The organism is Brachybacterium sp. ACRRE, from assembly GCF_022346485.1.
In the GTDB taxonomy this organism is placed as follows: domain Bacteria; phylum Actinomycetota; class Actinomycetes; order Actinomycetales; family Dermabacteraceae; genus Brachybacterium; species Brachybacterium halotolerans.
Window position 1 is genome coordinate 1 of record NZ_JAKRMO010000061.1, and the last position, 26389, is coordinate 26389.

Sequence of the window (26389 nt, forward strand, 5' to 3'; positions counted from 1 at the left end):
GACGGGGCCGTCGGCCCCGTCGGCCCCGTCGGCCCCGTCGGCCCCACGGCTCCTGACGTCGCTGACCGCCGTGTGCGCGCCCGCATCGAGCCGCGCCGCGAGCGCGTCCCAGCTGAGCGTCACCTCCGGCTCGACCGCGCTCTCGTCGGTGAGCATCGTGATCACTGAGCGCAGGTCCCGCAGCGCCGCCTGGGCCGAGTCCCGGGTGGTGGCGAGCGAGCGCTCGCGCGCGTCCGCCGAGGGCAGCTGTGCGGCGAGTCCCGCGTGCAGCGCGACGGCGCTGAGGTGCCCGGACAGCACATCGTGCAGGTCCTGGGCCAGGCGGCGCCGCTCGGTCTCCACTGCCCGCTCCGCCCGCTCGGCGGCGAGCTCCTGCTCGGCCGAGGCGAGGCGCTCCGCCGTCGCCCGCGCCAGATGCAGGTGCCGCACCTCCCAGCCCCAGGCGAGGGGAGTGCCGACGACCACGACGATCAGCAGCAGTCCGACGATGATCGACGGGCCCGGCTGCGGCCAGGTGGAGGTCACGGCGACCATCGCGATCGAGATCGCGGCGCCGGCGCCGCTCGTCACGCGCGCCAGGCGCCGTGACCCGTAGGCCACCGGCGACCACAGCGCCTCGAAGAGCAGCACGTAGCCGCCGATCGTGGAGCCGCCCAGCACCTCCGCGCAGGAGAGGGTGCCCGTCACGACCAGGGTCACTGCCGGCGCCCGGTGCCGCAGCGCCGTCGCGAGCGCCGCGGGCACGAGCAGCGCGATCGACGCGCCGTTCGACCACAGCGGCCCCTGCGCCAGCAGACCCTGAGCGCCGATCCCGAGGCCGCCGATGCCGCCGAGCATCACCACGACGACCACGTAGAGCGCCGCGACGAGCACATCGCGGCGCGGTGACCACGGTGCGCGCTCGGGACCGGATTCCATGCCCACGAGGCTAGACGGCGCGTCGAGGGCCGGCACCGGTGATCGAGGCGTCCAGCACCAAGGGATGACGCACCGGTCCCGCGGGACCGGAAGCCTGGAACCCATGGACGCTCTGACCCACGCCGCGGGACCGCTCGGACTCGTGGTGCTCGCCCTCGTCGACTCGACGTCCGTGGGGACCCTCGTGATCCCCGCGATGCTGCTCGTCCTCGGGCAGGGCGGCGCGCGTCGCGTGGCCGGCCGCACAGTGCTGTACCTCCTGGTCATCGGGGTCTTCTACCTCGTGCTCGGTCTGGTCCTGCTGGCCGGGCTTCTGCCGCTCATGCAGTCCGCGCAGGGCCTCCTGGAGACTCCGGCGGCCGCCGTCGCCCTGGCGGCGATCGGCGCCGGGCTGCTCGCCTGGTCCTTCCGTCTCGACCCGAAGTCGATCCGCAAGCGCGGCGGGGACCCCGAGGCCTCCGCGCGCCGCTGGTCGGAGCGGGTGAGGTCGGCGGCAGGGAGACCGCGGGCCCTCGTCGGCCTCGCCCTCCTCGCCGGTGTCATCGAAGCCGCGTCGATGCTCCCGTACCTCGCGGCGATGGGGATCATCGGGCAGATGGGGCTCGGCTTCGCGCGCGGCGCGCTCGTGCTGGTCGGTTACTGCGCGGTGATGATCCTGCCCGGCCTCGTGCTCGCGGGCGTGCGCGCGCTCGCCGGTGCCCGCGCCGATCGTCTGCTCCAGCGCCTGCACGACTGGGCGATCCGCAGCGCCGCCGAGACCCTCTCGTGGGTGGTCGGGATCGTCGGCGTGATCCTCCTGCTGCGGAACCTGGGGACGGTGCTGGACGTGCTCGGCATCGGGTGAGACGCCGCCGCGAGTGCCGTTCGCTGGTGTGAATCGCACCACCTCGCCGTGAACGATCACGAGGTCGCGGACCTGCGGAACCTCTGTGCGCCACCGATGCGGAACTCCGGGCTCTGTGCGACGCCCCACAAATAGTCGCCGAGCGCTAATGTGGGCCTCGACTTCGCAAGGAAGAGGAGTACCCATGAGACCGCTCGTGCCACGCCGCACGGCCCTCGCCGGGGGCGCTGCAGCCCTCGCCGCGGGCCTCGCGGCATGTGCCCCCACCGGCGCGGGGAAGGTGAACGCGGAAGCGGTCATCCCTCCGTCGGACGGGCCCGTCACCCTGACCTACTGGGCCTGGTTGAAGGACCTCCAGAAGGTCGCCGACATCTTCAACGCCTCCCAGGACCGCATCACGGTCAACGCCACCTGGATCCCCGGCGGCAACGCCGGCGGCTACGCCAAGATCCTCAGCGCCGTCGCCGCGGGCGGCGGCCCCGACATCGCCCAGGTCGAGCTGCGCAGCGTCCCCGAGTTCGCCCTCGCCGGCGCGCTCACGGATCTCTCGCGCTACGGCCTCGCCGACGACGAGAAGGCCTTCGACCCCGGGGCCTTCGCACAGATCAAGGTCGGCGACTCGCTGTGGGCCGTCCCGCAGGACACCGGCCCCGGCGCGATGTTCTTCAACAAGGACGTCTTCGAGGGCGACCTCGGCCTGACCCCGCCGAAGACCTGGGACGAGTTCCGCACCGTCGCCGAAGAGGTCTCCAAGGCAGGCAAGACGATCATGACGCTCGACCCGGGCGACGGGTCCGTGCTGCCGATGTGGGCCATGCAGAAGGGATCCGTCTGGTTCGAGCCCCAGGACGACACCTGGGTTCTGAACATGGCCGACGACCCCACCATGGAGATGGCCGACTTCTGGGACGGCATCTTCGCGGACAAGCTCGTCTCCACGGGCTACGGGCCCTTCTCGACCCCGTGGTACGCCGCAGCGGGCAAGGGCGACGTGCTCTCCTACGTCGGCGGATCCTGGGGCGACGCCCTCATCGAGACCGTCCCCGGCGGCAAGGGCAAGTGGGCCGCGTCCGACATGCCCCGCTGGGACGACGGGTACGCCTCGGGCGGGCTCGGCGGCTCCTCGGCCGCGATCCTGTCCACGAGCGAGCACCCGGCCGAGGCCCTCGAGTTCCTGCGCTGGATGTGCACGGACCCCGAGGGCATCGACGCGATGATCGAGCACTGCGGCATCGGGTGGTCCCCGGCCGCCGGCTACATCGGCAAGACCCGCGAGAAGCCCAGCGAGTTCTTCTCCGGGCAGAAGTACAACGTGGACGTCATCGAGCCGATGGCCAAGGGCCAGAACCTCGACTGGACCTGGGCGCCGCTCATGCAGCGCATCCTCGATCGCCTGGGCGACGGCATGCTCGACGTCGTCGGCGGGGGCAGCACCTTCACGAAGATGCTCCCGCAGGCCCAGGAGGACATCGCCGAGATCATGCGCAAGATCGGCCTGAAGGTGGAGATCGCCAAATGAGAAGCAAGAGCGCTCCCTGGGTGCTGATGGCGCCCTTCCTGCTGCTGTTCCTGTTCACGATGGTGCTGCCGATCATCATCGCGATCGTGCAGTCCTTCCTCACGGTGCGGCGCACCGGCCTGGTCGGCGAGGACGGCGCGGTCAGCCGCTTCGCGGGCCTGGAGAACTACATCGCGGCACTGACCAATCAGAACTTCACCGACTCGATCCTGCGGATGCTGCTGTTCGGCGTCGTGCAGGTGACCGTCATGATCGTCGCCTCCACGGTCCTCGCCCTCCTGCTGGAGAGCGCGAGCGCGCGGTGGCCGGGCCTGTTCCGCGCCGCCTACTTCCTGCCCTACGGCATCCCCGGCGTGATCGCGACGATCCTGTGGTCCTTCCTCTACGTCCCGGGGCTCAGCCCGATCGTGGACGCCCTGAGCTGGGTCGGGATCGACGTCGACTTCCTGGGCCCGAACATGGTGCTGTGGTCGATCGCGAACATCGTGACCTGGACCTACACGGGCTACAACATGCTCATCATCATCGCCCAGCTGAAGGCGATCCCCGGTGACATCTACGAGGCCGCGAAGATCGACGGGGCCGGGCCGCTGCGCGTGGTCACCTCGATCCAGCTGCCCCTGATCCGCCCGGCGCTGATGCTCACGATCATCTTCTCGATCATCGGCACGCTGCAGCTGTTCGCCGAGCCCCAGGTGCTCTCCTCGATGAGCTCCGGCATCAACTCGGAGTACACCCCGAACCTGTCCGCCTACGCCTACGCGTTCCAGTACAACGACCTGGGCATGGCCTCGGCCGAGGCGGTCATCATCGCCCTCGCCGCGTTCATCCTCTCGGCCGCCGCGCTGGGCATCTCCAACCGTCTGGGGAGGAAGTCATGAGCACCTCGACGCAGACGCAGGGATCGTCCGCGCACTCGACCGGGGGAGCGAGCACGACGCCCGCGACCTCGAAGCGCGCGAAGTCCGGCAAGGCAGCCCGCGAGTCCCGCACCGCCGGCACCAAGCCGACCACCACCATCATCGTCACCGCGATCCTCGTGATCGTCGCGCTGTACTTCCTGGTGCCCGTGTACTGGGTGATCGTCAACGCCACGAAGTCCACCGAGGACCTCTTCGGCACCAACGGGTTCTGGCTGGGCAAGAGCTTCCAGCTGTTCTCGAACCTGGGCGACGTGCTCACCGCCAACGGGGGAGCCTTCCCCCGCTGGGCGCTGAACTCGCTGCTCTACTCCGGGGTGGGCGCGGTCTTCGCGTGCTACTTCGCCGTGGCCGCCGGGTACGCCCTGGCCAAGTTCGAGTTCCCGGGCCGCAACGCGATCTTCGCGTTCGTGCTGGGCGGCGTGCTGGTGCCCGGCACGGCGACCGCCCTGCCGCTGTTCCTCGTGTTCAGCAAGATCGGGCTCACCAACACCTACTGGTCGGTGCTGATCCCGTCGCTGCTGAGCCCCTTCGGACTGTTCCTCGCCCGCATCTACGCGAGCGCGGCCATCCCCGACGAGGTCCTCGAGGCCGCCCGCATGGACGGTGCGAGCGAGATGCGGATCTTCCACACCATCGTGCTGCGCCAGCTGGTGCCGGCGATCGTGACCATCCTGCTGTTCCAGTTCGTCGCGATCTGGAACAACTACTTCCTGCCGCTGGTCATGCTGGCCGACGAGAAGCTCTACCCGATCACCCTGGGCCTGAACAACTGGCGGGCCCAGACCGATCGTCTGCCGGAGTTCTACCAGCTCACCGTCGGCGGCGCGCTGCTGTCGGTGATCCCGCTGGCGATACTCATCATCGTGCTGCAGCGCTTCTGGCGCGGCGGCCTCACCGAGGGGTCCGTCAAGGGCTGACGCCCGACGCCCTCCGCGGGGCGCCGCCGTGGCGCTTCCGCGGAGCCGCAGGGGTGCCGCCGCACCCGAAGATATGAGGGCGGCGAGCCAAGAGAGTCCACTCTCCTGGCTCGCCGCCCTCTTATCTTCTCGGCCCCGTCGTCCTGCCGCTCTCGAGGATCGGCAGCCCCACGGTGCGGGCGGGTCTGCGGACCATTCAGCGGCGTGAATGGTCCGCAGACCCGCACCGATGCTCGGATACGGGCCGCGACGTCCTCCGGGTCAGCCCTGTCGGGCCTTCAGGCGGGGGTTCCTCTTGTTGATCACGTAGGTGCGCCCGCGTCGACGGACCACCTGCGATCCGGGCAGGTTCTTCAGCGCGCGCAGCGAGTTGCGGACCTTCATCGGGTGGCCTCCTGGGTGGATGCGTCGGAGCTCTGGGAGTCGGCGCTGTTCCGCGCGGCGGCGCTCTGGGCGCCCGCGGACTTCGAGCCGTAGCGGCGGCGGAACTTCTCGACGCGACCGGCGGTGTCGACCACGCGGGCGCTGCCCGTGTAGAAGGGGTGCGAGGCGGACGAGATCTCCACGTCGATGACGGGGTACTCGCGGCCGTCGTCCCAGAGCACGGTCTTGTCCGAGGTGACGGTCGAGCGGGTCAGGAACGAATGACCGGCACCCGCGTCGCGGAACACGACGTGGTGGTAGTCGGGGTGGATGCCGTTCTTCATGCGGGCCTCCTTCGAGGTGGCAGGGGGATGGGCGGGACGGGCCGCCGGCGCATCGGCCGACGGCCGCGGCTCACCAGCTGGACTTGGTGATGCCGGGCAGCTCGCCGCGGTGGGCGGCGGCCCGGAAGCGGACGCGCGAGAGGCCGAAGCGGCGCAGATGGCCGCGGGGGCGGCCGTCGATCGCGTCGCGGTTGCGCAGGCGCGTCGGGCTCGCGTCGCGGGGGAGCGCCTGCAGGGCCCGCTGGGCGTCGGCGCGCTCCTCGGGCGAGGAGGCCGGGTCCTTGAGGGTCCGCTTGAGGGCGGCCCGGCGCTCGGCGTGCTTGGCGACGACGGCGCGTCGGCGCGCGTCGGCTGCGATCTTCGAGGTCTTGGCCATCAGCGCTCCTCCCGGAACTCGACGACCTCGCGCACGCGCGGGTCGAACTTGCGCATGGTGAGGCGGTCGGGGGTGTTCCGCCTGTTCTTGGTGGTCATGTACGTGAAACCGGTGCCGGCCGTGGAACGCATCTTCACGGTCTGGCGGACGTCGTTGCGACGACTCATGGGTGCCCTCCTGTGGGTCGTGATGGGCGGATCGGGACGCGCGGGCCGCGGGCCTCGGGCCGACGGCCCCGCGCGGGGGTGGTGAGGACTGGAGATCGAGGAGCGGGGCCGCGAGGGCTCTGCGCGAGGCGGTGCTCGACTCGGCGGAGGCGGGGCCGCCTGCATGAGATCGCGCGCCCCGTTCCTTCCGTGCCCGGTACGACGCCCGGCGACCCCGTCGCGATGTCAGAGGTGCTCGCACGTCACATCGCCGTCGGCCCCTCGGCCCTCAGACCTTCTCGCCCCGCGCGCGCATCTCCTGCACCACCGCGTCGATGCCGCGCTGGTCGATGATCTTGATGCCCTTGGCGGAGAGGGTCAGCCGCACGGTGCGGCCGAGCGAGGGGACGAAGTACTTCTTGTGCTGGATGTTCGGGCTGAAGCGGCGGGGCGTGCGGCGGTGGGAGTGGGAGACGTTCCGTCCCATCCGCGGCACGGCGCCGGTGACTTGACAACGTTGGGTCATGATGGAGCAGACTAGCTACTGATAATCATTCTCGTCAAGAAGTGAGGTCGCGACCGATGTCCGCGAACGATGCCGCACACGGTGGCCCCGACGCCCACGGGCCGCTCCGCCCCGTGCCCGATACCGGCTCCCTTCCGGTCAGCCTGATCTCCTCGATCGACCCCGTCCTGAGAGACGTGCTGGTCACGAGCCTGCTGCTCGAGCGCCCCGGCATGCTCGCCCTGCGCTACGACGTCGACGCCGAGCACGGTGCGCTGCGCCGCGTCCTCGGCGACGCCGAGCGCGTGATCGACGACTCGCTCGTCGAGCTCGACCATCCCTGCGTCTCCTGCGCCATGCGCGAGGACGCGATCCCCCTGCTCGCGCGCCTCGCCTCCGAGAGCCGCTGGAACGGGCTGCTGCTCGCCCCGCCGATCAGCGCCGATCCCGAGGTGGTCGTGCGCACCATCCTGCCCGGACGGCAGGGCTGGCACCTGGGTGCCTCGGCTGCCGTGGTCGACACGCGCACCGCCGTGCACGACCTCCTCGAGGACGACACCCTCGCCGAGCGCGGACTGCAATGGGCCGACGGCGACGAGCGCGCGGTGGGCGAGGCCCTCGCCGCCCAGATCGAGTACGCCGATCTGCTGGTCCTCGACGGGGCCGACGGCACCGCCCGCGAACTCATCGAGCACCTCCGCGCGCCCGAGCAGCAGGTCGCCGCCTCGATGCACACGCTGCACCCCAAGACCCTGCTGCTGGGCCGCCACTCCCGGGCGCGGGCGGAGGCGCGCCGCGATCCTCGTCGCGTGTCGCCCTACGGCGGGCCCACCGCGCATGGCACCTGGACCCTGGACCTGAGCTCCGACCGGCCCTTCCACCCGGATCGCCTCCTCGAGCACATCGAGGAGCTCGGTGCGGGCCGCCTGCGCGGCCGCGGCCGCTTCTGGGTCCCCGACCGCCCCGGCACGATCTGCCAGTGGGACGGCGCCGGCGGCCAGGTCTCGATCGGTGCGATCGCCGACGCCGGCCGCGAGCTGCCCACCACCCGGCTCGTCGTCACGGGCGTGGGGCTGGCCGACGCCGAGCGCGTGCGCCGCGCCTTCGGCCGCATCCTGCTCACCCCCGAGGAATGGGCCGACGGACTCGCCCCGTGGCTGGGCGTCGAGGACCGGCTCGCCCCGTGGCTCGGGGAGCGCGAGGCCGCCGCCTGAGGGAGCGGGGCGGGCGGCGGCTCGCCCCCGCCTCGCCCGACGGCGGCTCCTCCCCGCTCCGGGCCGTGGAAGACTGGAGCCGGTAGAACGGTTCACCGAGAGGACTCCCGACGATGCCCGCCCTGCTCGAGACCACGCCCGACGGCTTCCTCCGCGGGGGCGAGGCCCACCGGATCGTCTCCGGCGCGATCCACTACTTCCGCGTCCACCCCGATCAGTGGCGCGACCGCCTGCGCCGCCTGGTCGCCTTGGGCTGCGACACCGTCGAGACGTACGTGGCCTGGAACATCCACCAGCCCGATCCTGGGACGGTCACCTTCGAGGGCATCGCCGACCTGGGTCGCTTCCTCGACATCGCGGCCGAGGAGGGTCTGGACGCGATCGTGAGGCCGGGCCCCTTCATCTGCGCCGAGTGGGAGAACGGCGGGTTCCCCGGCTGGGTGCTGCGCGACCGAGCGATGCGTCTGCGCGTGCACGACGAGGCCTACCTGCTGCTCGTCGACGACTGGTTCGACCGCCTGATCCCCGTGATCGCGCAGCGGCAGGCGTGCCGCGGCGGCAACGTGGTGATGGTGCAGGTCGAGAACGAGTACGGCTCCTACGGCGACGACACCCTCTACCTCGCGCACCTGCGCGACGGCCTGCGCGCCCGCGGCATCGAGGAGCTGCTGGTGACGTCCGACGGCCCCGCGCGGATGTGGCTGACCGCCGGGACGATCGACGGCGCGCTGCCCACCGTCAACTTCGGCTCCCGCACGCGGGACGTCCTCGAGATGGCGCAGCGCGAGCTGCCGGCACAGCCGCTGATGTGCATGGAGTTCTGGAACGGCTGGTTCGACCACTGGGGCGAGGAGCACCACAGCCGGGACGCGGGCAGCGCCGCCGCCGAGCTCGAGGACATGCTCGCGGCCGGCATGAGCGTGAACTTCTACATGGCGCTGGGCGGCACGAACTTCGGGCTCACCGCGGGTGCGAACCACGACGGGGTCCTGCAGCCCACGACCACGAGCTACGACTACGACGCCCCGATCGCCGAGGACGGCCGTCTCACCGAGAAGTTCCACGCCTTCCGCGAGGTCATCGGCCGCCACCGGGACCTGCCCCCGCTCGCCGAGCAGCTGGCCGAGCTGGGCCTCGATGCGGAGCCGGCCGCGCTGGGCGCCCGCGAGGTCCAGATCGAGCGCGTGGTGCCGCTGCGCGCCTCCGAGCGCTTCACCCGCACCGCCCCCACCCACGTCGTGCCGCCCGCCTTCGAGGACCTCGGCCTCGAGCGCGGGATGCTCCGGTATTCACGGGACGTCGAGATCGAGGCCATCGACCGCGCCGACGGCACCCGCACCCTCGCGCCCCTGCAGCTCTTCGGCCTCGCAGACCGCGGATGGGTCTACGTCGACGGGGTCGCGGTCGGCTCCGCGGGCATCGGCGCGCAGGGCGCGGCCGACGGGACCCTGACCGGGGAGACCGATCCCGCCGTCGTCGAGCTCGCGCCGTTCGTGGACCGACTGCTGCCCGAGGGCGGGCACCGCACGGTGCGCGTCGAGATCCTCGTGGAGAACCTGGGGCGCGTGAACTTCGGCCCCTATCTCGGGGGACGCAAGGGCATCCTGCGCGGCGTCTGGGACCGCGTGCGCTTCCTCGGCGACTGGGAGGCCGATCCCTGGCCGCTCGAGGAGATGGGGGAGGAGCTCGCCGGGATCGCCGCCGCGGCGGACGCCTCGCCGGCCCCCGCCGGCACGGACGCCCTGCCCGTCCTCGCCGTCGCCTCCTTCGAGGCCGAGGGGTCGGCCGACGTCCACCTCGACGTCTCCGCCGCGGGCCATGGTGTCGCATACGTCAACGGTCACTGCGTCGGGCGCTACTGGAGCATCGGGCCGCAGCAGTCGCTCTACGTGCCCTCGCCCTGGATCCGGGAGGGACGCAACGAGGTGCTGCTGCTGGATCTCGATCGGGTGCCGAGCCGGCTCGGCCTGGTGGACCGGCCGCTGTTCGACTGAGCGGCCGAGGCCGACCACGGGTCGAGCGCAGTCGTCGGCGGTCGAACAGCCGGGCAGTCGAGGCCATCGGACAGTGAGTCGGACGGTCGGTCGGCTCGTCGGGTGGCCGCGCAGGGAGCCCGCACCGGGTGTGGCGGGGGATCGCGATCCGTGGCAGAGTATGTGACGTAAATCGAATCACGCAGGGGCCGGGGAGGCCGCGGAGGCACAGTCGCGTCCGCTCTCTCCTCCGCGCGTGCCGCAGCGGATCATCGTCCGCATGCTCCCGCAGTGCTGCGGGGGACGGCTTCTCGCGGCGGGTGCATCCGCCGCATGCGCCGCGTCGGACATCGCTCTCCGCACTCGCGTCGGGCCCCTTGCCGTGTGTTCGGCGCTCTCGTGAGGAGGCAGTCATGGCTCGCAGCATGTCCACGACGGATCGCAGCTCGGAAGGTCCCGCTCGGCACGGGGGAGAGGGGGCGCCTGACGGGCTGCGTCTCCTGCGCTCCCCGGTGGCTCGTCGAACGGTGCTGCTGGGGGCCGCGGTCACCGCGGCCGGCGTGGCCGGAGGCGCGGCGCCGGATGCGGGCGCCGCGTCGGCGCCGAGCGTCTCGCGCACGCAGACGGTCGCGGCGTTCCCCTCGGCCCGGGACGTCGCCCGGGACCGGACGTACCAGTCGCTCTCGGCGAGCGATCTCCACCCCTCCGGGTTCCACCTGCCTGCGGACACCGTCCTGACGGTGGAGGTCGCAGCGGCGACCGCCGAGACGTGCCGGCTCGTGGTCGGGGCCCCGGACGCGGAGGCCGACGAGGCGAAGCGCGATCCGCGCGAGTACGACCTCGACGTGGGCGAGAACGTCGTGAAGGATCCGTACGGCGGGCCGCTGTACTGGAAGGCGATCGGCGCATCGGGTCGATTGGAGGCGACCGTGGGGGAGTCGGCGCAGCGCATGCCCTGCTTCGCGCACGGGACCACCACCGAGGGGGAGTTCCAGGATCAGTTGGTGAGCCGCGGGACGCCGTTCGTCGAGCTGGTGTCGGCGCACGCGCTGGTGACCGTCCAGCGCGAAGCGGCGCTCCGCTTCCGCGGGGAGGACCATGCCCGGCTGATGGCGACGTTCGAGGACCTGATCGCCATCGAGGACGCGTTCGCCGGCCTGGACGGCGCGACCGCGGTGGATGCCCGACTCGACAACCGATACCACTTCGTCACCCGCCCGGAGCGCATCGAAGGTGTCGGTGCCCTCGCGACACACGGCCACATGGTGTTCCCGGCGCCCATCCAGGACCGACTGCTGACGGTCGAGGGGCTGCGCATGCGCGGGTGGGGGATCTATCACGAGCTGGGTCACCAGCACCAGCAGACCGTCTATCGGCCCACCGCGCTGGGCGAGTCCACGGTCAACTGGTACTCCCTCGCGGTGAACCGCGCGTTCGGGGTGAAGTACGGCCAGGCGCCCCGACTGCACACGCCGGAGAGCAACGGCGAGACCGTATGGACGAGCGCCCCCGCCAAGATCGGGTCCAGGAGCGTGGACTTCCTGACCAGCTTCACCCCCATGGAGCAGCTCGTGATGTACGAACAGCTGCGCCTCGCCTACGGCACGGATCTCTTCCCCGACGTGCACAGGCTCGTCAGGGCCGAGAAGCCGAACCCGGGGGACTACTGGGACAGCGGATACCGGCTGGGGATGCTCGTGCTCTACCTGAGCAAGGCTGCGGGCGAGGATCTGCGGGAGTTCGCCGCCCAGTGGGGCATCGCGTACGACAGCGCGTTCGACGCGAAGATCGACGCCCTGGGCCTCCCCGAGCCGGCGAAGGACCTCACGAAGATCCGGGACGACGAAGGGGCCGCCCGCATGGCTGACATCCGCTCGTCCGCCTCGCTGCGAGAGGCGAACCGCATGGAGTGAATCCGCGGCGCGGGCGAGGAGCTGGGCCTTCTCGCGTCCCGTCGGGCCCGGATGACCTGGACGGCCCGGTTGGCCCGGATGGCCCGGGCAACTCGAATACTCGGACCGGTGTGGGTCGGTGTCGGATAGCGTAGGGTGACGGCAGCAAGACGTAAAACCATTCACACATGACGTGCATCGGACCACGGGATGCGCGGCGGCATCTCACCACGAGGAGTGTTCTGTCCATGGAGGACCTGCGGATCGGCATCATCGGCTTCGGGGCGCGCGGCAGCCTCTCGCGGCATGCGCACAAGCCGGGGGAGGGCTCGCGGGTCACGGTCGTCGTCGATCCCTCCGAGCGGGGCCGCGAGGACGCCCGCGCGCGCTTCGGCGACGAGGTCGCCTACGTCGCCTCGGTCGACGAGCTGCTGGCCGAGCACGAGGTCGATGCCGTGATGATCCTGGCTCCGGACTTCGCGCACGCCGGGATCGCCCTGCAGACCCTCGGCGCCGGCATCCCCACCTTCACCGAGAAGCCGATGGCGATCCGCGTCGAGGACACCGACGCGATGCTCCAGCTCGCGATGGAGAAGCGCACCCGCCTGTTCGTGGGGCACAACATGCGCCACATGCCCGTGATCCGCCAGCTCAAGGCGATCGTCGACTCCGGGCGGATCGGGAGGGTGCGCGCGATCTGGTGCCGCCACTTCGTGGGCGCCGGCGGCGACTTCTACTTCAAGGACTGGCACGCCGAGCGGGCGCGCGCCACCAGCCTGCTGCTGCAGAAGGGCGCGCACGACATCGACGTCATCCACTGGCTCGCCGGCGGCTACACCCGTCGCGTCTCCGGCATCGGCGACCTCGCCGTCTACGGCGACATCAGCGACCGCCGCGACAACTCCGACCGCCGCATGTGGGACTGGTTCGACGCCGAGACCTGGCCGCCCACGGAGCAGAAGGAGCTCAACCCCACGATCGACGTCGAGGACATCTCGATGCTCAACATGACGCTCGACAACGGCGTGCTCGCCTCCTACGAGCAGTGCCACTTCACGCCCGACTACTGGCGGAACTACACGGTGATCGGCGACGCCGGCCGCATCGAGAACATGGGTGACGGCGGCGGCGACCAGATCCACATCTGGGAATCCCGCAAGGGCGGCCCCGGCAGCCCCGACGCCGTCGAGGTCATCGACCGCGGGGACGGCGGACACGGCGGCGCCGACCCGAACCTCGTGGGCGAGTTCCTGCGCTTCGTGCGCGAGGGCGGCGCGACCGACGTCTCCGTGATCGCCGCGCGCGAGGCCGTCGCCACCGGCGTCTACGGCGCGGAGTCGATCCGCCACGGCGGGGTGCCCTACGACATCCCGGAGGTGCCCGCCGAGGTGCGCGCGTACTTCGACGGCGGCCAGGCCTGACGGATCGGCTGCCCGTCGCCCGTCGCCCGTCGTCCGCCGTCTCGCGGGGCTCACGGCCCCGCGGCCCGCGGAGGGCCTGCCGCTCCGACCTCAGTCGACGACGCAGAGGGCGGCGAAGGCCTCCCGGACGTCGGCGTCCGCGCTCGCCCCGGCGTGCAGCGGCCAGGCGGCCGCGACGAACCCGTCGGGCCGCACGAGCAGCAGCCGGTCGGGTCGGGCGCTGCCCGTGGGATCGGCCGGCAGCGAGAAGGGGCCCTCGATCCAATCCGGCACGGCGGCCGGGCGCTCGGCGCGGGCGCCGTGGACGAGCAGCCTCCAGCTCATCGCGCGCAGGTGCTCGGCGTTGTGGGGCGTCGGGGGCAGGCGCACGCCCACGATCCGGTCGCGCGCCCACCGCGGGAGCGGGCCGCCCTTGGCCACCGCGTGGTAGCGGATGCGGTACTGGCCGAGCCACCCGGCGATGCGCGGGCCCTGTGAGGAGGCGAGCAGGCGCGGCGCGACCGCACCGGCGAGGTCCCGCAGCCTGCGCCGCGCGAAGGCGTGCACCGGGCCGGTGCGCGCGATCAGCCCGAAGGCGCTGTCCGTCGCGCGGATGAGAGTGAGAGCGACGGGTCGCCGCTCCGCCTCGTAGCGATCGATCGCGTCCGACGCCAGATGCCCTGCGGCGATGTCCGCGAGCAGGTGGGCGAGGCCGTGGGCGTCCTGCAGGCCCGTGTTCATGCCCTGGCCGCCCACGGGGGAGTGCACGTGCGCGGCATCTCCCGCCAGCAGCACGGGACCCACCCGGAAGCGGTCGGCCACACGGTGGTGCACCCGGTAGGAGGAGAACCAGTCCAGGTGCGCGAACGTGATGCCCAGGTCCTCCTGCGCCCCGGCCAGCGCCTCCTGTGCGGAGGGGTGCGCCGCGCCGTGCAGCCAGATCAGACGGGCGTGGCCGTCCGGTCCCATGGGGAAGACGACCGCGAAACGGCGCTCGCCGAAGCGCGCCGAGAGCGCCGACTCGGGCACGCCCTCCACCCCGCGCAGGTCCGCGACGCAGAAGGTCGCGTCGTCCGTGACGCCCTCGAAGGCGAGGCCCAGCCGATGGCGCACGGGCGAGCTCGCCCCGTCGGCCCCGATCAGCCAGCGCGCATGGATGCGCTGCGGCCCCGTCGGCCCGTCCACCATCGCCTCGACGCCGTCGGGTGCGTCGGGAGCGCCGACGAGGAACGAGCGCAGTTCGTGCCCGTAGCGGACCGGGCACCCCTCCTCCTCGAGCGCCGCGGAGAGCAGCTGCTCGGTGCGGGACTGCTCGAAGACGTGGACGCCGGGGAACGGCGTCCGCCCCTCCTGCAGGGGCGCGATGTCGATCCGCACGGGTGAGGCCGCGTCGCCGATCTGGATCCCGGTGGCGAGGGTGTCGGCGGCGAGCACGGGCTCGGAGAGTCCGAGCTGGTCGAGGATCTCGAGGCTGCGCGCCTGCACGACGAGCGCCCGCGACTCCCGGGTGGGGCCGTCCTTCGCGTCGACGACGAGGGTGCGCAGTCCGCGCCGGTGGGCGACGAGACCCGCCATCAGGCCGGTCGGGCCGGCGCCGACGACGAGGACGTCGTACGGGCTGGTGTGGGTCTGCGGTGACATGGCGGGCGCCTCCTCGAGCCGGACCCGGGTCCGGGCACCAGCCTAGTTCCGCCCGTGCACGGGCTGCCGCCCGGCGATCACCTCGAGCAGGCGCGCGGCCTCGTCGCGACCGGCGTCGCGACCGGGACCGAACCACTTCCGGGTGTCGGCCGGCGGCTCCTGGCCCGTGAGGATCTCGCGGACGGCACCGGTGGTGACCCTGTTCAGGTGCGTGGACACGTTGATCTTCGTCATCCCGGCGGCGACCGCGTCGCGGATCCCCTGATCGCTCACTCCCGAGGAGCCGTGCAGCACGAGCGGCACCTCGACCCGGTCCGCGATCGCGCGGATGAGGTCGAGGTCCAGGGTGGCGTCGCGCGTGGTCATCGCGTGCGAGGAGCCGACGGCCACCGCGAGCAGGTCCACGCCAGTGTCCGCGACGAACTGCGCGGCGTCGCCCGGGTCCGTGCGGGCCGACGGGTCGTGCACGCCGTCCTTGCCGCCCACCTCGCCGAGCTCGGCCTCGAGGCTCACGCCGCGCGCGTGCGCCTTCGCGGCGACCTCTCGGGTGCGCGCGCGGTTCTCGGCGTCGGGCAGCTTCGAGCCGTCGTACATGATCGAGGTGAAGCCCAGCTCGAGCGCCTCGTCCACGAGGCCGAGGTCGTCGGCGTGGTCGAGGTGGACGACCACGTCCTGGGCGCAGCGCCGGCCGATCTCGAGGGTCGCGAGCGCGATCGGGGCGAGCGCGCCGTGGTACGTCGCGGCGTTCTGGCTGATCTGCATGACGATCGGCAGGCCGGTCCGCTCCGCCGCGGCGGAGAACGCCTCGGCGTTCTCGATGTGGACGACGTTGAAGGCGGCGAGGCCGCGGTGCGCGGCGCGGGCCTGCTCGGCCAGCGGGGCGAGTGCGCTGAGGGTCATGGCTGCTCCAGGGGGTGAGAGGGAGGCATGGGGGCCGTGGGATCCGTGGGGGATGTGGGCGCCGTGGAGCACGGGGCGGACGGGACGGTCGGTCCGGACGGGACCTGTTCGACGGTGATCGCGCCGCGCAGCTCCTGCGCGAGTGCCCGGTCGATCTCGCCGGCGACGGGCCGCGTCACGGCGCTCGCGCTGACGGCGACGGCGCTGCGCAGCAGGTCAGCGAGCCCCTCACCGCAGGCGAGAGCGCGGGAGGCGGCGGCGACGGAGGCGTCGCCCGCACCCGTGGGGTTGCCGCTGAGAGCACGCGGCGGTGCTGCGCGGAGGGCGGCGTCGGCCGTGACGGCGAGCATGCCCTCGGGCCCCAGGGAGCACAGCACCGCACCCGCGCCCAGCGCGATGAGCGAGCGGCAGGCGGCGATCGGGTCGTCGATCCCGGTGGCCGCACGCACCTCGCCGAGGTTCGGCTTCAGCACCGAGGCGCCCGCGCGCGCGGCGTCCAGCAGGGCCGGTCCCGAGGTGTCGACGACGACCGGCAGGCCCGCCCCGCGCAGCTCGGCGACCAGGGCGCTGACGTCCTCGCCCGTCATGCCCGGAGCGAGGGATCCGCTGATCACGACGACGTCGGCGCCCTGTGCGCGCTCGCGGACGCCCGCGAGGACGCGGTCGCGCTCCTCGGGCGAGAGCAGCGGGCCGGGCTCGTAGAAGCCGGTCGCGCCCTCGGGGTCGACGACGGTCACGGTGCGGCGGGTCGCCCCCGCGACGCGGGTCCACGCCTGCTCGACGACGCCGTGCTGAGCGGTCCCGTGGACGTCGGACCCGTCGGACCCGCCCGCCGCGTCTCCGTCGGCACCGTCGAGCAGCCCCACGAGCTCCTCGCCGGAGGCGCCGCCGACGGGGCCGACGAGCACCGAGCTCTCGCCGAGCGCGGCGAGCACGCGGGCGACGTTCACGCCCTTCCCGCCGGCGACGGTCCGCACCCGCTGCACCCGCTGCTCGCCGTGCACGGGGACGGGACCGGCGACCTCGTAGGTGACGTCGAGCGCGGGGTTCGGGGTGAGCACCAGGATCATGACGCGCGCACCATCCCCGCCAGCCCGGCGCCCTGGCAGCCGGCCCACATGCCCAGCGAGGACGGGAGCACCGGGGGAGTGGGCACCACGCCCAGACGTCCGGAGATCGACGCCTCGAGGGTGTCCAGCACGATCGGTCCCCCTTCGGCCAGACCGCCGCCGATGACGACGGGCAGGGTGCCCACGCTCGAGATGATCGTCGCGAGCGCCTGGCCCAGAGTGTCCAGGGCGCTGAACAGGATCCTCTCGGCGTGCGCGTCGCCCGCGCGGGCGCGATCCACGACGGCGCGGGCGGCGGGGCGTCCGCCGTCGGTGGTGACGAGGGAGTGGGCGTCGGGGTCGATCTGCTCGGCGAAGCGTCGGCCGATGGCGGAGGCCGAGGCGACCTCCTCGAGGCGCATCATCCGCCCCGTGAACGGCTCCTCGACGCGCACCTGTCCGATCTCGCCGGTGAAGCGGTCGCCGAAGACGGCGCCGTCGTGCACCACGGCCGCGGCGATCCCGGTGCCGATGGGGACGAAGATGAGGTCGGCGAGCGGCGGGGCGCCCGCGCCGCCCGCGGCGGAGCGCTGGGTGAACAGGCGTCCCGCGCCCCAGGCGGCCTCTGCCATCCCGCCCGCGCGCACGTCGTGCGCGAGGGCGAGCGGCGCGTCGAGGTGCTCGCGCAGTAGCCGCCCGAGCGCGAGCTCCTTCCAGCCCAGGTTGACGGCGAGCTCGACGACCTCGCGCTCCTCGTCGATGATCCCCGGCACCGCGACGCCCACGGGGGTGTCGGCACCGAGGCGGGCCAGGGCGCGCAGCCGCGCCGTCTGCTCGGCGATCATCGCGGCCAGCTCGGCCGGGTCGTGCGGTGTGGGCAGCGAGTAGGGGACGGTGAGGGCGCCGTCGGGCGCGACCGCGCCGATCTTCGTGCGGGTGCCGCCGACGTCGACCCCGATCGCGGGGCGGGTCGGGGCAGGGTGCGTCGGGGCGAGGTGCGTCGTGCTCGTCATCGGTCCTCTCAGCCCAGGTGGACGGCGCGGGTGAGATGGCGCGGGGCATCGGGGTCCAGGCCCTTCGCCTCGGCGCGGCGCACCGCCCACAGGTGGACGGCGACGAGCTGGGCCAGCGGGTCCAGACCCGAGTCGACGAAGGCGGATCCCGCCTGCTCGGTCTGCGCCGCCAGTCCCTCCGGCGCGGGTCCGAACTGGTAGGTGATGCGCCCGGGCTGGGCGATCGCGATCGGGCCGTGCCGGTACTCCATCGCGTAGTAGGACTCGGTCCAGGACTGCGAGGCCTCGCGCATCTTCAGGCCGGCCTCGTCCGCGAGGCCCTTGGTCCATCCGGTGCCCAGGAAGGTGATCTGGTCGGCGTCGATCCAGGACTGCCCGATGTCGCGCCCCAGCACGGTCCGCGCGTCGGCGATCGCGCCGCCGAGGTCCTCGCCCAGGGAGGCGCGCAGCAGGGCGAGCGCGCTGGTGGCGAAGCGCGTCTGGACCACGGACGTCTCGTCGGCGAAGTCGAGGACGATCTCGGCGTCGGCGTGCTCGCTCGCGGGGCCGTCCGCGACTGCGGTGAGGAGGACGCTCGGGGTGCCCGAGACGCCCTTCAGGACGTCGATGATCTCGGTCGTGGTGCCGCTGCGGGAGAGCGCGATGACGCGGTCGTAGCTGCGGGCCGGGGAGACCTCGGTCGGGGTGAGGGCATCGGTGACGCCCTGGCCTGCGGCTTCGCGCAGCTTCGCATAGGCGATCGCCATGAACCACGAGGTCCCGGCGCCCACGATCAGCACGCGCTCGCCGGGAGTCGGCAGCAGATCGCGCACCTCGGGCAGCAGGTCGATCGCCTGCTGCCAGGTCTCGGGCTGGGTGCGGAGCTCGTTCTCGGTCGCGCTGGTCATCGCGTCTCCTTCGGGGTGGGCGGGTGCTCATGAGGCCGACGAGATGCTCGGCGACGGACGCTCGCACCACGGAGTGCGTGATGCGGAGTGATTGTTTGTGAGCATATCCAATCAGAACGAGCAATGTCACGCAGTTGGACGAACGGGTCCAGTGAGCGGTCCCAGCACGCTCCGGCTGTCGGTCGGCCGTCGGCCGGCCGTCCTGTCGCCCGTCGACCCGTGCGCCGTCACACCGCGACCGGCACGCCCTTCCTGCGGACTCGCCCCCGACGGTCCGCCCGGGTCGCTTACCCTCGATGCAGCGATCCCAGACCGCACACCCACCGCAGACCGCAGGACGAGGAGGCGCCCGGTGCCCAGCGACGCAGTGCCGAGCACCCCCGCGGGGTCCGGCTCCGAGGACTCCGCCGATTCCTCCTCGACGACTCCCGCCCGCGGTCGGCGCCAGCGCCTGGACCGGATCCTCGACCTCGTCATCGAACGCGGGCACGTGCGCGTGGACGAGCTCGCGAGCGATCTCGGCACCTCGCCCGCGACCGTGCGCCGCGACCTCGACAGCCTCGCCGCGCAGCAGCTCGTGATCCGCAGCCACGGCGGGGCCTCCGCGCACCCCGACGCGAGCGCACTGCCCATGCGCTACCGCTCGACCCGTCACGCCGATGCGAAGGACGCGATCGCCCGCGCCGCCGTGGACATGCTGGTCCCCGGCACCGTCGTCGGCCTGAACGGCGGCACCACCACGACAGCCCTCGCGCACGAGCTCGCCTCGCGCGACGCGATCCGCGAGGCCTCCCGCCCCACGACCCTGGTCACGAACGCCCTGAACATCGCCCAGGAGCTCGCGGTGCGTCGCCACCTGCAGCTCGTGGTCACCGGCGGCATCGTCCGCGGCGGGAGCTTCGAGCTGGTGGGCGGCTGGGCCGAGCAGATGCTCGAGCAGATCCGCATCGACCTGCTGTTCCTCGGCGTCGACGGGATCAGCGCGCGCGACGGCGCCCGCACCCATGACGAGGCCGAGGCCCTGATCTCCGCGCGGCTCGCCGAGCGCGCGGAGAAGGTCGTCGTCCTCGCGGACTCCTCGAAGATCGGCGCCGGCGCCTTCGCGCGGATAAGCTCGACCGAGGACCTCGACGCCGTGGTCACCGACCCGGACGCCGACGCCGATGCCCTCGCCGCCCTGCGTGAGGCGGGCGTCGAGATCGTCATCGCAGATGGAGGCTCCCGATGAACAGCACCGGCCGTCCGGCGACCCTCGCCGACGTCGCGAAGAGGGCAGGGGTGTCCGTCGCGACCGCGTCGTTCGTGCTCTCCGGGCGCGGGGGCGAGCGCTCCTCGGGGTCGCCGGAGACCAAGGCGAAGGTGCGCGGCGCGGCCGAGGAGCTCGGCTACGTGCCCAACCGCAATGCCCGCTCCCTGCGCACCGGTCGCAACGGCGGCATCGTGCTGGCGCTCGGCATGGTCGAGGACCCGTGGGGCCTGAGCCTCGCCGGCGCGGTGCGCGACCGCGCCCTCCCGCAGGAGCTCTCGACCCTGCTCCTGGGCGACGAGCGCTGGTTCGAGTTCCTCTCCGGCTCGACCTTCGACTGCTCCTGCGTGACCAGCGTCGACGTCACCCCGGAAGGCCCCGAGCAGGTCCGCCATCTGGCGCGCGGGCAGTGCGGGATCGTCGCCTTCAGCGAGCGCATCGAGCCCGAGCGCTTCGACGTCATCTCCTCCTCGGCCCAGCCGGCCGTGCACGCCGCCTACCGGCGACTGCGCGCACGCCACGACTCCGTCGCCTTCATGACCGGGAGGACGATCGATCCCGAGCGGCGTCCCTACTACCCTTCGCGCGCGCACGCCTTCCTCGACGCGGCCGTGGAGGCGGGCGACGCCCGCGGCGGCGACCTGGTGCATGCCAGCGGCACCGATCGACAGCAGAGCTTCGAGTACTCCCAGAGATGGCTCGAGGGGCCGGACCGGCCGACGGCCGTCATCTGCTCGACGGGATACCTCGCGCTGGCGCTGCAGGTCGCCGCCATGCACGCGGGCATCTCCGTCCCCGACGACCTCGAGATCATCTCCATCGGCGACGTCCCCGCCGACGCCCAGATGCTGGGCCCGATCAGCTACTACGGCGTCCAGGACGTGTTCGCGCGGATGGCCGACATCATCGTCGGGCGCGCGCTCGACCGCGAGGGCACCCCCGGGCGGCTGCACCGCTTCGACTGGGAGTTCTTCCCGGGCGGCACCACGGTCGACGGAGCCGACGGCGCCTGAGTCCCGGGGCAGGACTGCTCGACGCGCGCCCGTCGGTGCACATCTCTCGACGCGCACCCGCGCGAAGCGCCCGTCGGCCGCTCCTGCGGCCTCTACGCTGGATGCCATGCCCACCACCTCCGGCTCCACGACGTCGTCGGCCGTCGCCTCCCAGCCCTCCGCCTCCCTCAGCACGTGGTCCCTGCCGGGGCTCGAGCTCACCGACGTGCGCGTGAGCGCGCCCCTGGACCACGCGGACCCGTCGGGCCCGCGCATCGAGGTCTTCGCGCGCGTCGCGACCGCCCCCGGCGGCGAGGACCGTCCGCTGCTCGTCTACCTGCAGGGAGGCCCCGGCTCCGAGGCGCCGCGCCCCAGCGCGCATCCGGCCAACCCGCCGTGGCTCGCCCGCGCGCTCCAGGACTATCGCGTGGTGATGCTCGACCAGCGCGGCACCGGGCAGTCGACCCCCGTCGGCCTCGACACCGCGCTGCCCGAGGGGGCGATCGACGTCGTCGCGCCCCCGGGTGCGGACCACTCGGCCCCCGTGACCCTGCGCGAGGCGAGCCCCACCCAGCAGGCCGACTACCTCTCCCACTTCCGGGCCGACGCGATCGTCGAGGACGCGGAGCTGGTCCGCGAGGCCCTCGGTGCCCGCACGTGGAGCCTGCTGGGCCAGTCCTTCGGCGGCTTCACGGCCCTGCGCTACCTCAGTGCACACGCGTCATCGCTGGATGCGGCGATGTTCACCGGGGGCCTTCCCAAGATCGGCCCCGATCTGGACGTGGTCTACGAGACCACCTGGCAGGGCATGATCCGCCGCAGCGAGGCCCACTACGCACGCTTCCCGGGCGACCGCGACCGCATGCGCCGCCTCGCCGAGCTGGCCGTCGCGGGCCGGCTCGTCCTCGGCGACGGCGAGCTGGTGGGCGTGGAGCGGCTGCGGCGCCTCGGGCACCTGCTGGGCGCCTCGGGCGGCGCGGAGAAGCTGCACTTCCTGCTCGAGAACGAGCCCGACAGCCCCGTGCTGCGCCACGACCTCGCCGCCGCGCTCCCGTTCGGCGGCCGCAACCCGATCTACGCGGTGCTCCACGAGTCCTGCTGGGCCGACGGCGTCGCCATGGACTGGGCGGCCGAGCGCACCATGCCCGAGGCGGTGCGACAGGACCCGACCCTGCTCGCGGGGGAGCACATGCACCGCGAGGCGATCAGCGAGGACCCCGAGCTCGCCCCCTGGGCGCAGGCCGCCGATCTGCTGGCCGCGCGCGAGTGGCCCGCGCTCTACGACCCCGAGGCGCTGCGCGCGGCCGACGTGCCCGTCGCCGCGGCCGTCTACTACGACGATGCCTACGTCCCGCGGGAGTTCTCCCTCGCCACTGCCGATCTGCTGCCGGACGCGACCTGCTGGGTCACCAGCGAGTACCAGCACAACGGCCTGCGGGCGAGCGGCGAGGGCGTGCTCGACCATCTGATCGGGATCGTGCAGGGCACGCGCGTGGCGTGATGCCGGCGGGGTGCGCGCGCGGCGGGGCGCCCCCGCGGCGCGGTGGCCGCGCTGCGGGGCCGGTTGCCAGCGGGGAATCTCGCGCGGCGGGGTGTCATGGACGGGCCGATGCTGGGGAGCCGTGGCGATATCGCCACGGCTCCCCAGCATCGGCCCGGTCGCGACACGCAGCCCGGAGCCGGGGTGCGGGACGTTGCAGACTCGATCGGCCCGCGCTCAGCTCTCCGCGCGGATCCCCTTGGCCAGACCCTGCACCCGGAACTGCTGCACGTGGTACGGCCAGTCCGGTCCCGTGTGCCACTGCGAGACGGTGAGGTGGAGGTCGTCGAGGGTCGAGCCGGGCACGATGTACCCGCCGTAGAGCTGCGCCACGCGCTCGTCGTCCTCATGCCCCCAGTCGCAGCCCCACAGCAGCGTCTCGGAGAACGCGCCCTCGCGCAGCCCGGTCACGGACGTCGCGGCCAGCAGGTCGATCCTGTAGAGCCCCGCGTTGAAGAAGGTGAGCACGAAGCGGTCCTCGACCGTGCGCAGGCACATCTCGCCCACGGAGCCGCCGACCACCGGCTCCGGGTCCGCGCCCCACTCCCAGGTCGTCTTCGCCTCGTCGGTCGGCCCGAAGGTCTCGTAGGCCGAGGCGTCCAGGATCTTCGCGTCCTTCACCCGCTGCAGGATCGCGCCCTTGTCGCGCTGGAAGCCCGTGGTCAGCAGGTACACCCAGTCGCTCGCCGGGTCCTTGCACCAGGTCGCCTGCTGGGACAGTCCATCCAGGTGGTCGCCGGGGAACATCTCCGCGCCGCGCTCCCAGGTCTCCCCGGAGTCCTTCGAGGACCAGATCTCCGTGCGCACCACGTTGCCGAAACCGGCGTTGGCCTGCACCCACAGGTGCATGGTGTCGCCCAGGGTGATCACGTCCCCGGGCAGGTACGTGCTGATCTCGCCGCCGTGGTCGTAGTCGATGAGCTGCTCGGCGCGCGCCCCGCCCACGGCGCCTGTCCACTGCAGACCGCTCGCGGCCGGCCGGCGCCGGTCCTTGGCGTACAGGGCGACGGGGGAGGTCCAGCGGCCCGATCCCACCTTCGCGCCCTCGAAGGTGTCGCCGAAGACCACCAGGAGGCGGCCGTCGGGTGTGCGGCAGGGGACGCCCAGGTCGGTCGCCTCGAAGCCGTACTCGGTGGTGAGGCCGGGGCCGGTGAGGGTCGCCGTGCGGGTCACGCGCGGGCGGCGGTACGACGGGTTCGGACGCGGCCTGGGGCGGCGTCGGCCGCGGGCGCGCTCGCCGTCTGCGCGAGCGCCGCGGCGCCGAGGGTTCCGGCGCCGATCGCGAAGGCTCCGCCGCGCAGCACGGAGGAGCGGGGGATCGAGGCGTCGTCGGGAGAGTTCCGGTTCTCGGGTGCGTGGTGCACGGTGGACCCCTTCGTCGGTGGGCATGCGCCGTCGCATGCGCACCGCACTGTACCGACGGCGGCACGTCCTGGCAATCGTTTACTCATTCGTGGAGCCGGGGGTCGGCGCGCCTCGGCACCCCGCACGCGCGCCGTGGAGCACGAGCGACGTGCGTCGGCCCGCCCGTCCGGCGTTTACTTCCCCCGCGGGCCGCTCTAGAGTGGCCGGAATCCGCGAAAACGTTTAGCGACCCGCGGGCCCGCGTCTCCAGCGTCGGAGCGCGCGCCTGCGGAGAACGGGCTGCCGATGCACACGACCCCGCCGCCGCCCCCTGGTCCGTCGGCGCCCGATCTCACGGTGCTCTCCGAGGCGCGCACCTTCTCGATCAGCGCCGAGAACCCCACCGGCGCGCCCGGGCAGGGCGGGCGCGCCGAGCGCGGCGAGCACGAGACAGCCTGGGCGTCGCGCGAGCTGCCCATCGGCTGGAAGAAGTCCCCGTGCATCGACCTGCCCGGGCGCAGCACGCGCACCTTCGTGGACGTCGAGGGGCCCGGGATCATCCAGCACATGTGGATCACCGTGCTGCCCGAGCACCTGCGCTCCCTCGTGCTGCGCGTGTTCTGGGACGACGAGGACGAGCCGTCGATCGAGGTGCCGCTCGGCGACTTCTTCTGCCAGGGCTGGGCCCGGTTCGCGCCCGTGACCTCGCAGATGGTGACCGTCGCCCCCGCCGGTGGGCTGAACTGCTACTGGCCGATGCCGTTCTCGCGCCGGGCGCGCATGGAGATCGAGAACCTCTCCACCGAACCGGTCGAGGGCTTCTTCTACCAGGTCACCGGCTCCTTCGAGGACGTCACCGGCCGCGACCTGCGCCTGCACGCGCAGTGGCGGCGCTCCGATCCCGTGGACGCCCAGTCGCCGCACGTCATCCTCGACGGCGTGCGCGGCGCAGGGCACTACGTCGGCACCTACCTCGCGTGGGAGACCCACCGCACCGCCTGGTGGGGCGAGGGCGAGGTGAAGGTCTACATCGACGACGACCTCGAGGGAGCACGGCACGGAGAGGGCGGCGAGGGCCTCGAGGCGCCGAGCATCTTCCCGACGATCTGCGGCACCGGGACCGAGGACTACGTGGGCGGCGCCTGGGCCTTCGAGCACCCCGCCGGCGCCTACGCCGAGTACTCGACGCCGTACCTCGGGATGCCCCAGGTGATCCGTCCCGACGGCTTCGGCGACTCCCTCACCCGCTTCGGCCTCTACCGCTGGCACGTGCCGGATCCGATCCGCTTCCGCGAGCGGATCCGCGTCACCGTGCAGGCCCTCGGCTTCGCCCGGCCCGTCGACGGGAGGGTCCGCTACCGCCCGCTGCGCGAGGACGTCGCGACCACCGCGTTCTGGTACCAGACGGAGCCGCACGCGCCCTTCGCCGAGGACCCGCACCGGCAGGCGCCCACCTGGGACGGCATGGATGTCACCTGAGCCCCGGGCCGAGGGGACCCGCGCCCCGCTCGAGGACCCGTCCGACGCCCCGCCCGTCGGCCTGCGCCCCGGCCGCAAGCGCCATCTGCTCGACGCCTCCCCGACGCCGGGCACGCCCTGGTACATCAACGACCACACGCTCGTGCGCGACGCACGCGGCAGCTGGCACGTCTTCGGCATCTGGCACCCCGAGCCCGCCGCCCCGCTGGACGAGACGTTCTTCCTCCACGCCTCGACGCGCTCGCTCGAGGCACCGGAATGGAGCATCCACGATCCCGTGATGCACGCCCGCACGGACCTGGGGGAGACCCACGTCTGGGCGCCGCACGTGATCCGCCACGACGGCCGCTTCTGGATGTTCTACTGCGGCGGCACGGTCGACCACGCGCGCTACCGGATCGAGCTCGCCACCAGCACCGACCTGTTCACCTGGGAGCACCACGCGGGCGGTCCGCTCTGCGAGGACGGCTTCGACGCCCGCGACCCGATGGTGCTGCGCGAGGGCGGGCGCTGGCTCATGTACTGCACGCGCACCTCGCGGCCGGACGGCGGCTTCCACGAGGTCTCCGTGCGCGAGAGCAGGGACCTCGTCACCTGGTCCGCGCCGTGCGTGGCCTACAGGTCCGCGCAGAGCGGGACCGTCGGCGGCCCCACCGAGTCCCCCTTCGTGGTGCCCGTGCTTCCCGACGGCTCGGTCGGGATCGTCGGCAGCGACGGGGTCGACGAGACCCGCGGGGCCGACGGTGCGATCGGGTCGGCCCCGGCCGACGAGCCGCTCGGCTGGATCCTCTTCGTCTGCGAGTCGGGTCAGTACGACCGGACCCTCGCCTATTTCTCGCGCGACCCCGAGCGCTTCGAGGACGCGGGCGCCATCGACGTCGACCTCGACGAGCACTGCGCGGAGATCGTCGTCGACCCCGAGGACCCCTCGCGGCTGTGGGTCACCGGCGGGGGGTGGGGGAGG

The 26389-nt window shown here is 72.7% G+C and carries 26 protein-coding genes; 13 read left to right on the plus strand and 13 right to left on the minus strand.

The annotated features are described in order from the left end of the window. A partial coding sequence (locus tag MHY49_RS15300) for a sensor histidine kinase (RefSeq protein ID WP_239205546.1) occupies positions 1 to 918 on the minus strand: 918 nt, incomplete at its 3' end. Between the two features lie 103 nt (positions 919 to 1021). Here MHY49_RS15300 and MHY49_RS15305 point away from each other — a divergent pair. The 4 genes from MHY49_RS15305 to MHY49_RS15320 all read left to right on the plus strand — a co-directional run bounded on the left by MHY49_RS15305 (position 1022) and on the right by MHY49_RS15320 (position 5121). Continuing rightward, positions 1022 to 1762 (plus strand): GAP family protein, encoded by a 741-nt coding sequence (locus tag MHY49_RS15305; protein ID WP_239205548.1) that lies wholly within the window; start codon positions 1022 to 1024, stop codon positions 1760 to 1762. A 184-nt stretch (positions 1763 to 1946) separates the two neighbouring features. Continuing rightward, on the plus strand, positions 1947 to 3281 hold the full coding sequence (locus MHY49_RS15310) for an ABC transporter substrate-binding protein (protein ID WP_239205550.1): 1335 nt from the start codon (positions 1947 to 1949) through the stop codon (positions 3279 to 3281). Then, a complete protein-coding gene (locus MHY49_RS15315) occupies positions 3278 to 4162 on the plus strand; it encodes a carbohydrate ABC transporter permease (RefSeq protein WP_239205552.1) in 885 nt (294 codons plus the stop codon). Before MHY49_RS15310 ends, MHY49_RS15315 begins: the two co-directional genes overlap by 4 nt. Next, positions 4159 to 5121 (plus strand): carbohydrate ABC transporter permease, encoded by a 963-nt coding sequence (locus tag MHY49_RS15320; RefSeq protein ID WP_239205554.1) that lies wholly within the window; start codon positions 4159 to 4161, stop codon positions 5119 to 5121. The genes MHY49_RS15315 and MHY49_RS15320 overlap by 4 nt, the downstream gene beginning before the upstream one ends. Positions 5122 to 5382: 261 nt before the next feature. On the opposite strand, the gene ykgO is transcribed toward MHY49_RS15320, so the two are convergent. The 5 genes from ykgO to rpmB form a co-directional block, all read right to left on the minus strand. After that, positions 5383 to 5505 (minus strand): type B 50S ribosomal protein L36, encoded by a 123-nt coding sequence (gene ykgO / locus MHY49_RS15325; RefSeq protein WP_200502117.1) that lies wholly within the window; start codon positions 5503 to 5505, stop codon positions 5383 to 5385. After that, on the minus strand, positions 5502 to 5828 hold the full coding sequence (locus MHY49_RS15330) for a type B 50S ribosomal protein L31 (protein WP_239205556.1): 327 nt from the start codon (positions 5826 to 5828) through the stop codon (positions 5502 to 5504). Before MHY49_RS15330 ends, ykgO begins: the two co-directional genes overlap by 4 nt. A 70-nt stretch (positions 5829 to 5898) precedes the next feature. Next, on the minus strand, positions 5899 to 6204 hold the full coding sequence (gene rpsN / locus MHY49_RS15335) for a 30S ribosomal protein S14 (protein ID WP_239205558.1): 306 nt from the start codon (positions 6202 to 6204) through the stop codon (positions 5899 to 5901). Next, positions 6204 to 6371, minus strand: a complete 168-nt coding sequence (rpmG, locus tag MHY49_RS15340) for a 50S ribosomal protein L33 (protein ID WP_200502114.1) — start codon at positions 6369 to 6371, stop codon at positions 6204 to 6206. Before rpmG ends, rpsN begins: the two co-directional genes overlap by 1 nt. Positions 6372 to 6639: 268 nt before the next feature. Further along, positions 6640 to 6876 (minus strand): 50S ribosomal protein L28, encoded by a 237-nt coding sequence (rpmB, locus tag MHY49_RS15345; protein WP_200502113.1) that lies wholly within the window; start codon positions 6874 to 6876, stop codon positions 6640 to 6642. Between the two features lie 56 nt (positions 6877 to 6932). Here rpmB and MHY49_RS15350 point away from each other — a divergent pair, with 56 nt between their 5' ends. From MHY49_RS15350 to MHY49_RS15365, 4 genes are all read left to right on the plus strand, one after another. Further along, positions 6933 to 8069 (plus strand): GTP-binding protein, encoded by a 1137-nt coding sequence (locus tag MHY49_RS15350; RefSeq protein ID WP_239205560.1) that lies wholly within the window; start codon positions 6933 to 6935, stop codon positions 8067 to 8069. A 113-nt stretch (positions 8070 to 8182) separates the two neighbouring features. Beyond that, positions 8183 to 10063: a beta-galactosidase family protein gene (locus MHY49_RS15355; protein ID WP_239205562.1), complete on the plus strand. Its 1881-nt coding sequence runs from the start codon at positions 8183 to 8185 to the stop codon at positions 10061 to 10063. A gap of 392 nt (positions 10064 to 10455) precedes the next feature. Beyond that, positions 10456 to 11955: a M60 family metallopeptidase gene (locus tag MHY49_RS15360; protein ID WP_239205564.1), complete on the plus strand. Its 1500-nt coding sequence runs from the start codon at positions 10456 to 10458 to the stop codon at positions 11953 to 11955. Positions 11956 to 12182: 227 nt separating this feature from the next. Beyond that, positions 12183 to 13355: a Gfo/Idh/MocA family protein gene (locus MHY49_RS15365; protein WP_239205565.1), complete on the plus strand. Its 1173-nt coding sequence runs from the start codon at positions 12183 to 12185 to the stop codon at positions 13353 to 13355. Between the two features lie 90 nt (positions 13356 to 13445). Here the strand turns inward: MHY49_RS15365 and MHY49_RS15370 are convergent, their stop codons facing one another. The 5 genes from MHY49_RS15370 to MHY49_RS15390 are packed head-to-tail and all read right to left on the minus strand — an operon-like array spanning position 13446 to position 18824. Further along, the gene (locus MHY49_RS15370) at positions 13446 to 14975 is read right to left on the minus strand and encodes an FAD-dependent monooxygenase (RefSeq protein ID WP_239205567.1); all 1530 of its coding nucleotides are present in this window, start codon (positions 14973 to 14975) and stop codon (positions 13446 to 13448) included. A gap of 42 nt (positions 14976 to 15017) precedes the next feature. Next, positions 15018 to 15875 (minus strand): class II fructose-bisphosphate aldolase, encoded by an 858-nt coding sequence (locus MHY49_RS15375; protein WP_239205569.1) that lies wholly within the window; start codon positions 15873 to 15875, stop codon positions 15018 to 15020. Further along, positions 15872 to 16945: a 1-phosphofructokinase family hexose kinase gene (locus tag MHY49_RS15380; protein ID WP_239205571.1), complete on the minus strand. Its 1074-nt coding sequence runs from the start codon at positions 16943 to 16945 to the stop codon at positions 15872 to 15874. The genes MHY49_RS15375 and MHY49_RS15380 overlap by 4 nt, the downstream gene beginning before the upstream one ends. Further along, positions 16942 to 17937, minus strand: coding sequence for an ROK family protein (locus MHY49_RS15385; protein WP_239205573.1), 996 nt, complete (start codon positions 17935 to 17937; stop codon positions 16942 to 16944). Before MHY49_RS15385 ends, MHY49_RS15380 begins: the two co-directional genes overlap by 4 nt. 8 nt (positions 17938 to 17945) lie before the next feature. After that, complete coding sequence (locus MHY49_RS15390) at positions 17946 to 18824, minus strand: SIS domain-containing protein (RefSeq protein WP_239205575.1); 879 nt, start codon at positions 18822 to 18824, stop codon at positions 17946 to 17948. 352 nt (positions 18825 to 19176) lie between these two features. Here MHY49_RS15390 and MHY49_RS15395 point away from each other — a divergent pair, with 352 nt between their 5' ends. The 3 genes from MHY49_RS15395 (at position 19177) to MHY49_RS15405 (ending at position 22563) form a co-directional block, all read left to right on the plus strand. Then, positions 19177 to 20052: a DeoR/GlpR family DNA-binding transcription regulator gene (locus MHY49_RS15395; RefSeq protein ID WP_239205577.1), complete on the plus strand. Its 876-nt coding sequence runs from the start codon at positions 19177 to 19179 to the stop codon at positions 20050 to 20052. Continuing rightward, positions 20049 to 21083, plus strand: coding sequence for a LacI family DNA-binding transcriptional regulator (locus tag MHY49_RS15400; RefSeq protein ID WP_239205579.1), 1035 nt, complete (start codon positions 20049 to 20051; stop codon positions 21081 to 21083). The genes MHY49_RS15395 and MHY49_RS15400 overlap by 4 nt, the downstream gene beginning before the upstream one ends. A gap of 106 nt (positions 21084 to 21189) precedes the next feature. Continuing rightward, on the plus strand, positions 21190 to 22563 hold the full coding sequence (locus MHY49_RS15405; protein ID WP_239205581.1) for an alpha/beta fold hydrolase: 1374 nt from the start codon (positions 21190 to 21192) through the stop codon (positions 22561 to 22563). 216 nt (positions 22564 to 22779) lie between these two features. Here the strand turns inward: MHY49_RS15405 and MHY49_RS15410 are convergent, their stop codons facing one another. Together MHY49_RS15410 and MHY49_RS19405 are read right to left on the minus strand one after the other, a co-directional pair. Further along, on the minus strand, positions 22780 to 23775 hold the full coding sequence (locus MHY49_RS15410) for a DUF4185 domain-containing protein (RefSeq protein ID WP_239205583.1): 996 nt from the start codon (positions 23773 to 23775) through the stop codon (positions 22780 to 22782). Next, positions 23772 to 23966, minus strand: a complete 195-nt coding sequence (locus tag MHY49_RS19405; protein ID WP_239205585.1) for a hypothetical protein — start codon at positions 23964 to 23966, stop codon at positions 23772 to 23774. The genes MHY49_RS15410 and MHY49_RS19405 overlap by 4 nt, the downstream gene beginning before the upstream one ends. A 286-nt stretch (positions 23967 to 24252) precedes the next feature. On the opposite strand from MHY49_RS19405, the gene MHY49_RS15420 reads away from it, so the two are divergent. Further along, a complete protein-coding gene (locus MHY49_RS15420; protein WP_239205587.1) occupies positions 24253 to 25425 on the plus strand; it encodes a glycoside hydrolase family 172 protein in 1173 nt (390 codons plus the stop codon). Further along, the coding region (locus tag MHY49_RS15425) for a hypothetical protein (protein WP_239205589.1) at positions 25415 to 26389 on the plus strand (975 nt) is incomplete at its 3' end. The genes MHY49_RS15420 and MHY49_RS15425, both read left to right, overlap by 11 nt.

Coding starts and splice junctions, on each gene's coding strand:
- MHY49_RS15305 (WP_239205548.1), top strand. CDS start 1,022: ATGGACGCTCTGACCCACGCCGCGGGACCGCTCGGACTCGTGGTGCTC.
- MHY49_RS15310 (WP_239205550.1), top strand. CDS start 1,947: ATGAGACCGCTCGTGCCACGCCGCACGGCCCTCGCCGGGGGCGCTGCA.
- MHY49_RS15315 (WP_239205552.1), top strand. CDS start 3,278: ATGAGAAGCAAGAGCGCTCCCTGGGTGCTGATGGCGCCCTTCCTGCTG.
- MHY49_RS15320 (WP_239205554.1), top strand. CDS start 4,159: ATGAGCACCTCGACGCAGACGCAGGGATCGTCCGCGCACTCGACCGGG.
- ykgO (WP_200502117.1), bottom strand. CDS start 5,505: ATGAAGGTCCGCAACTCGCTGCGCGCGCTGAAGAACCTGCCCGGATCG.
- MHY49_RS15330 (WP_239205556.1), bottom strand. CDS start 5,828: ATGAAGAACGGCATCCACCCCGACTACCACCACGTCGTGTTCCGCGAC.
- rpsN (WP_239205558.1), bottom strand. CDS start 6,204: ATGGCCAAGACCTCGAAGATCGCAGCCGACGCGCGCCGACGCGCCGTC.
- rpmG (WP_200502114.1), bottom strand. CDS start 6,371: ATGAGTCGTCGCAACGACGTCCGCCAGACCGTGAAGATGCGTTCCACG.
- rpmB (WP_200502113.1), bottom strand. CDS start 6,876: ATGACCCAACGTTGTCAAGTCACCGGCGCCGTGCCGCGGATGGGACGG.
- MHY49_RS15350 (WP_239205560.1), top strand. CDS start 6,933: ATGTCCGCGAACGATGCCGCACACGGTGGCCCCGACGCCCACGGGCCG.
- MHY49_RS15355 (WP_239205562.1), top strand. CDS start 8,183: ATGCCCGCCCTGCTCGAGACCACGCCCGACGGCTTCCTCCGCGGGGGC.
- MHY49_RS15360 (WP_239205564.1), top strand. CDS start 10,456: ATGGCTCGCAGCATGTCCACGACGGATCGCAGCTCGGAAGGTCCCGCT.
- MHY49_RS15365 (WP_239205565.1), top strand. CDS start 12,183: ATGGAGGACCTGCGGATCGGCATCATCGGCTTCGGGGCGCGCGGCAGC.
- MHY49_RS15370 (WP_239205567.1), bottom strand. CDS start 14,975: ATGTCACCGCAGACCCACACCAGCCCGTACGACGTCCTCGTCGTCGGC.
- MHY49_RS15375 (WP_239205569.1), bottom strand. CDS start 15,875: ATGACCCTCAGCGCACTCGCCCCGCTGGCCGAGCAGGCCCGCGCCGCG.
- MHY49_RS15380 (WP_239205571.1), bottom strand. CDS start 16,945: ATGATCCTGGTGCTCACCCCGAACCCCGCGCTCGACGTCACCTACGAG.
- MHY49_RS15385 (WP_239205573.1), bottom strand. CDS start 17,937: ATGACGAGCACGACGCACCTCGCCCCGACGCACCCTGCCCCGACCCGC.
- MHY49_RS15390 (WP_239205575.1), bottom strand. CDS start 18,824: ATGACCAGCGCGACCGAGAACGAGCTCCGCACCCAGCCCGAGACCTGG.
- MHY49_RS15400 (WP_239205579.1), top strand. CDS start 20,049: ATGAACAGCACCGGCCGTCCGGCGACCCTCGCCGACGTCGCGAAGAGG.
- MHY49_RS15405 (WP_239205581.1), top strand. CDS start 21,190: ATGCCCACCACCTCCGGCTCCACGACGTCGTCGGCCGTCGCCTCCCAG.
- MHY49_RS15420 (WP_239205587.1), top strand. CDS start 24,253: ATGCACACGACCCCGCCGCCGCCCCCTGGTCCGTCGGCGCCCGATCTC.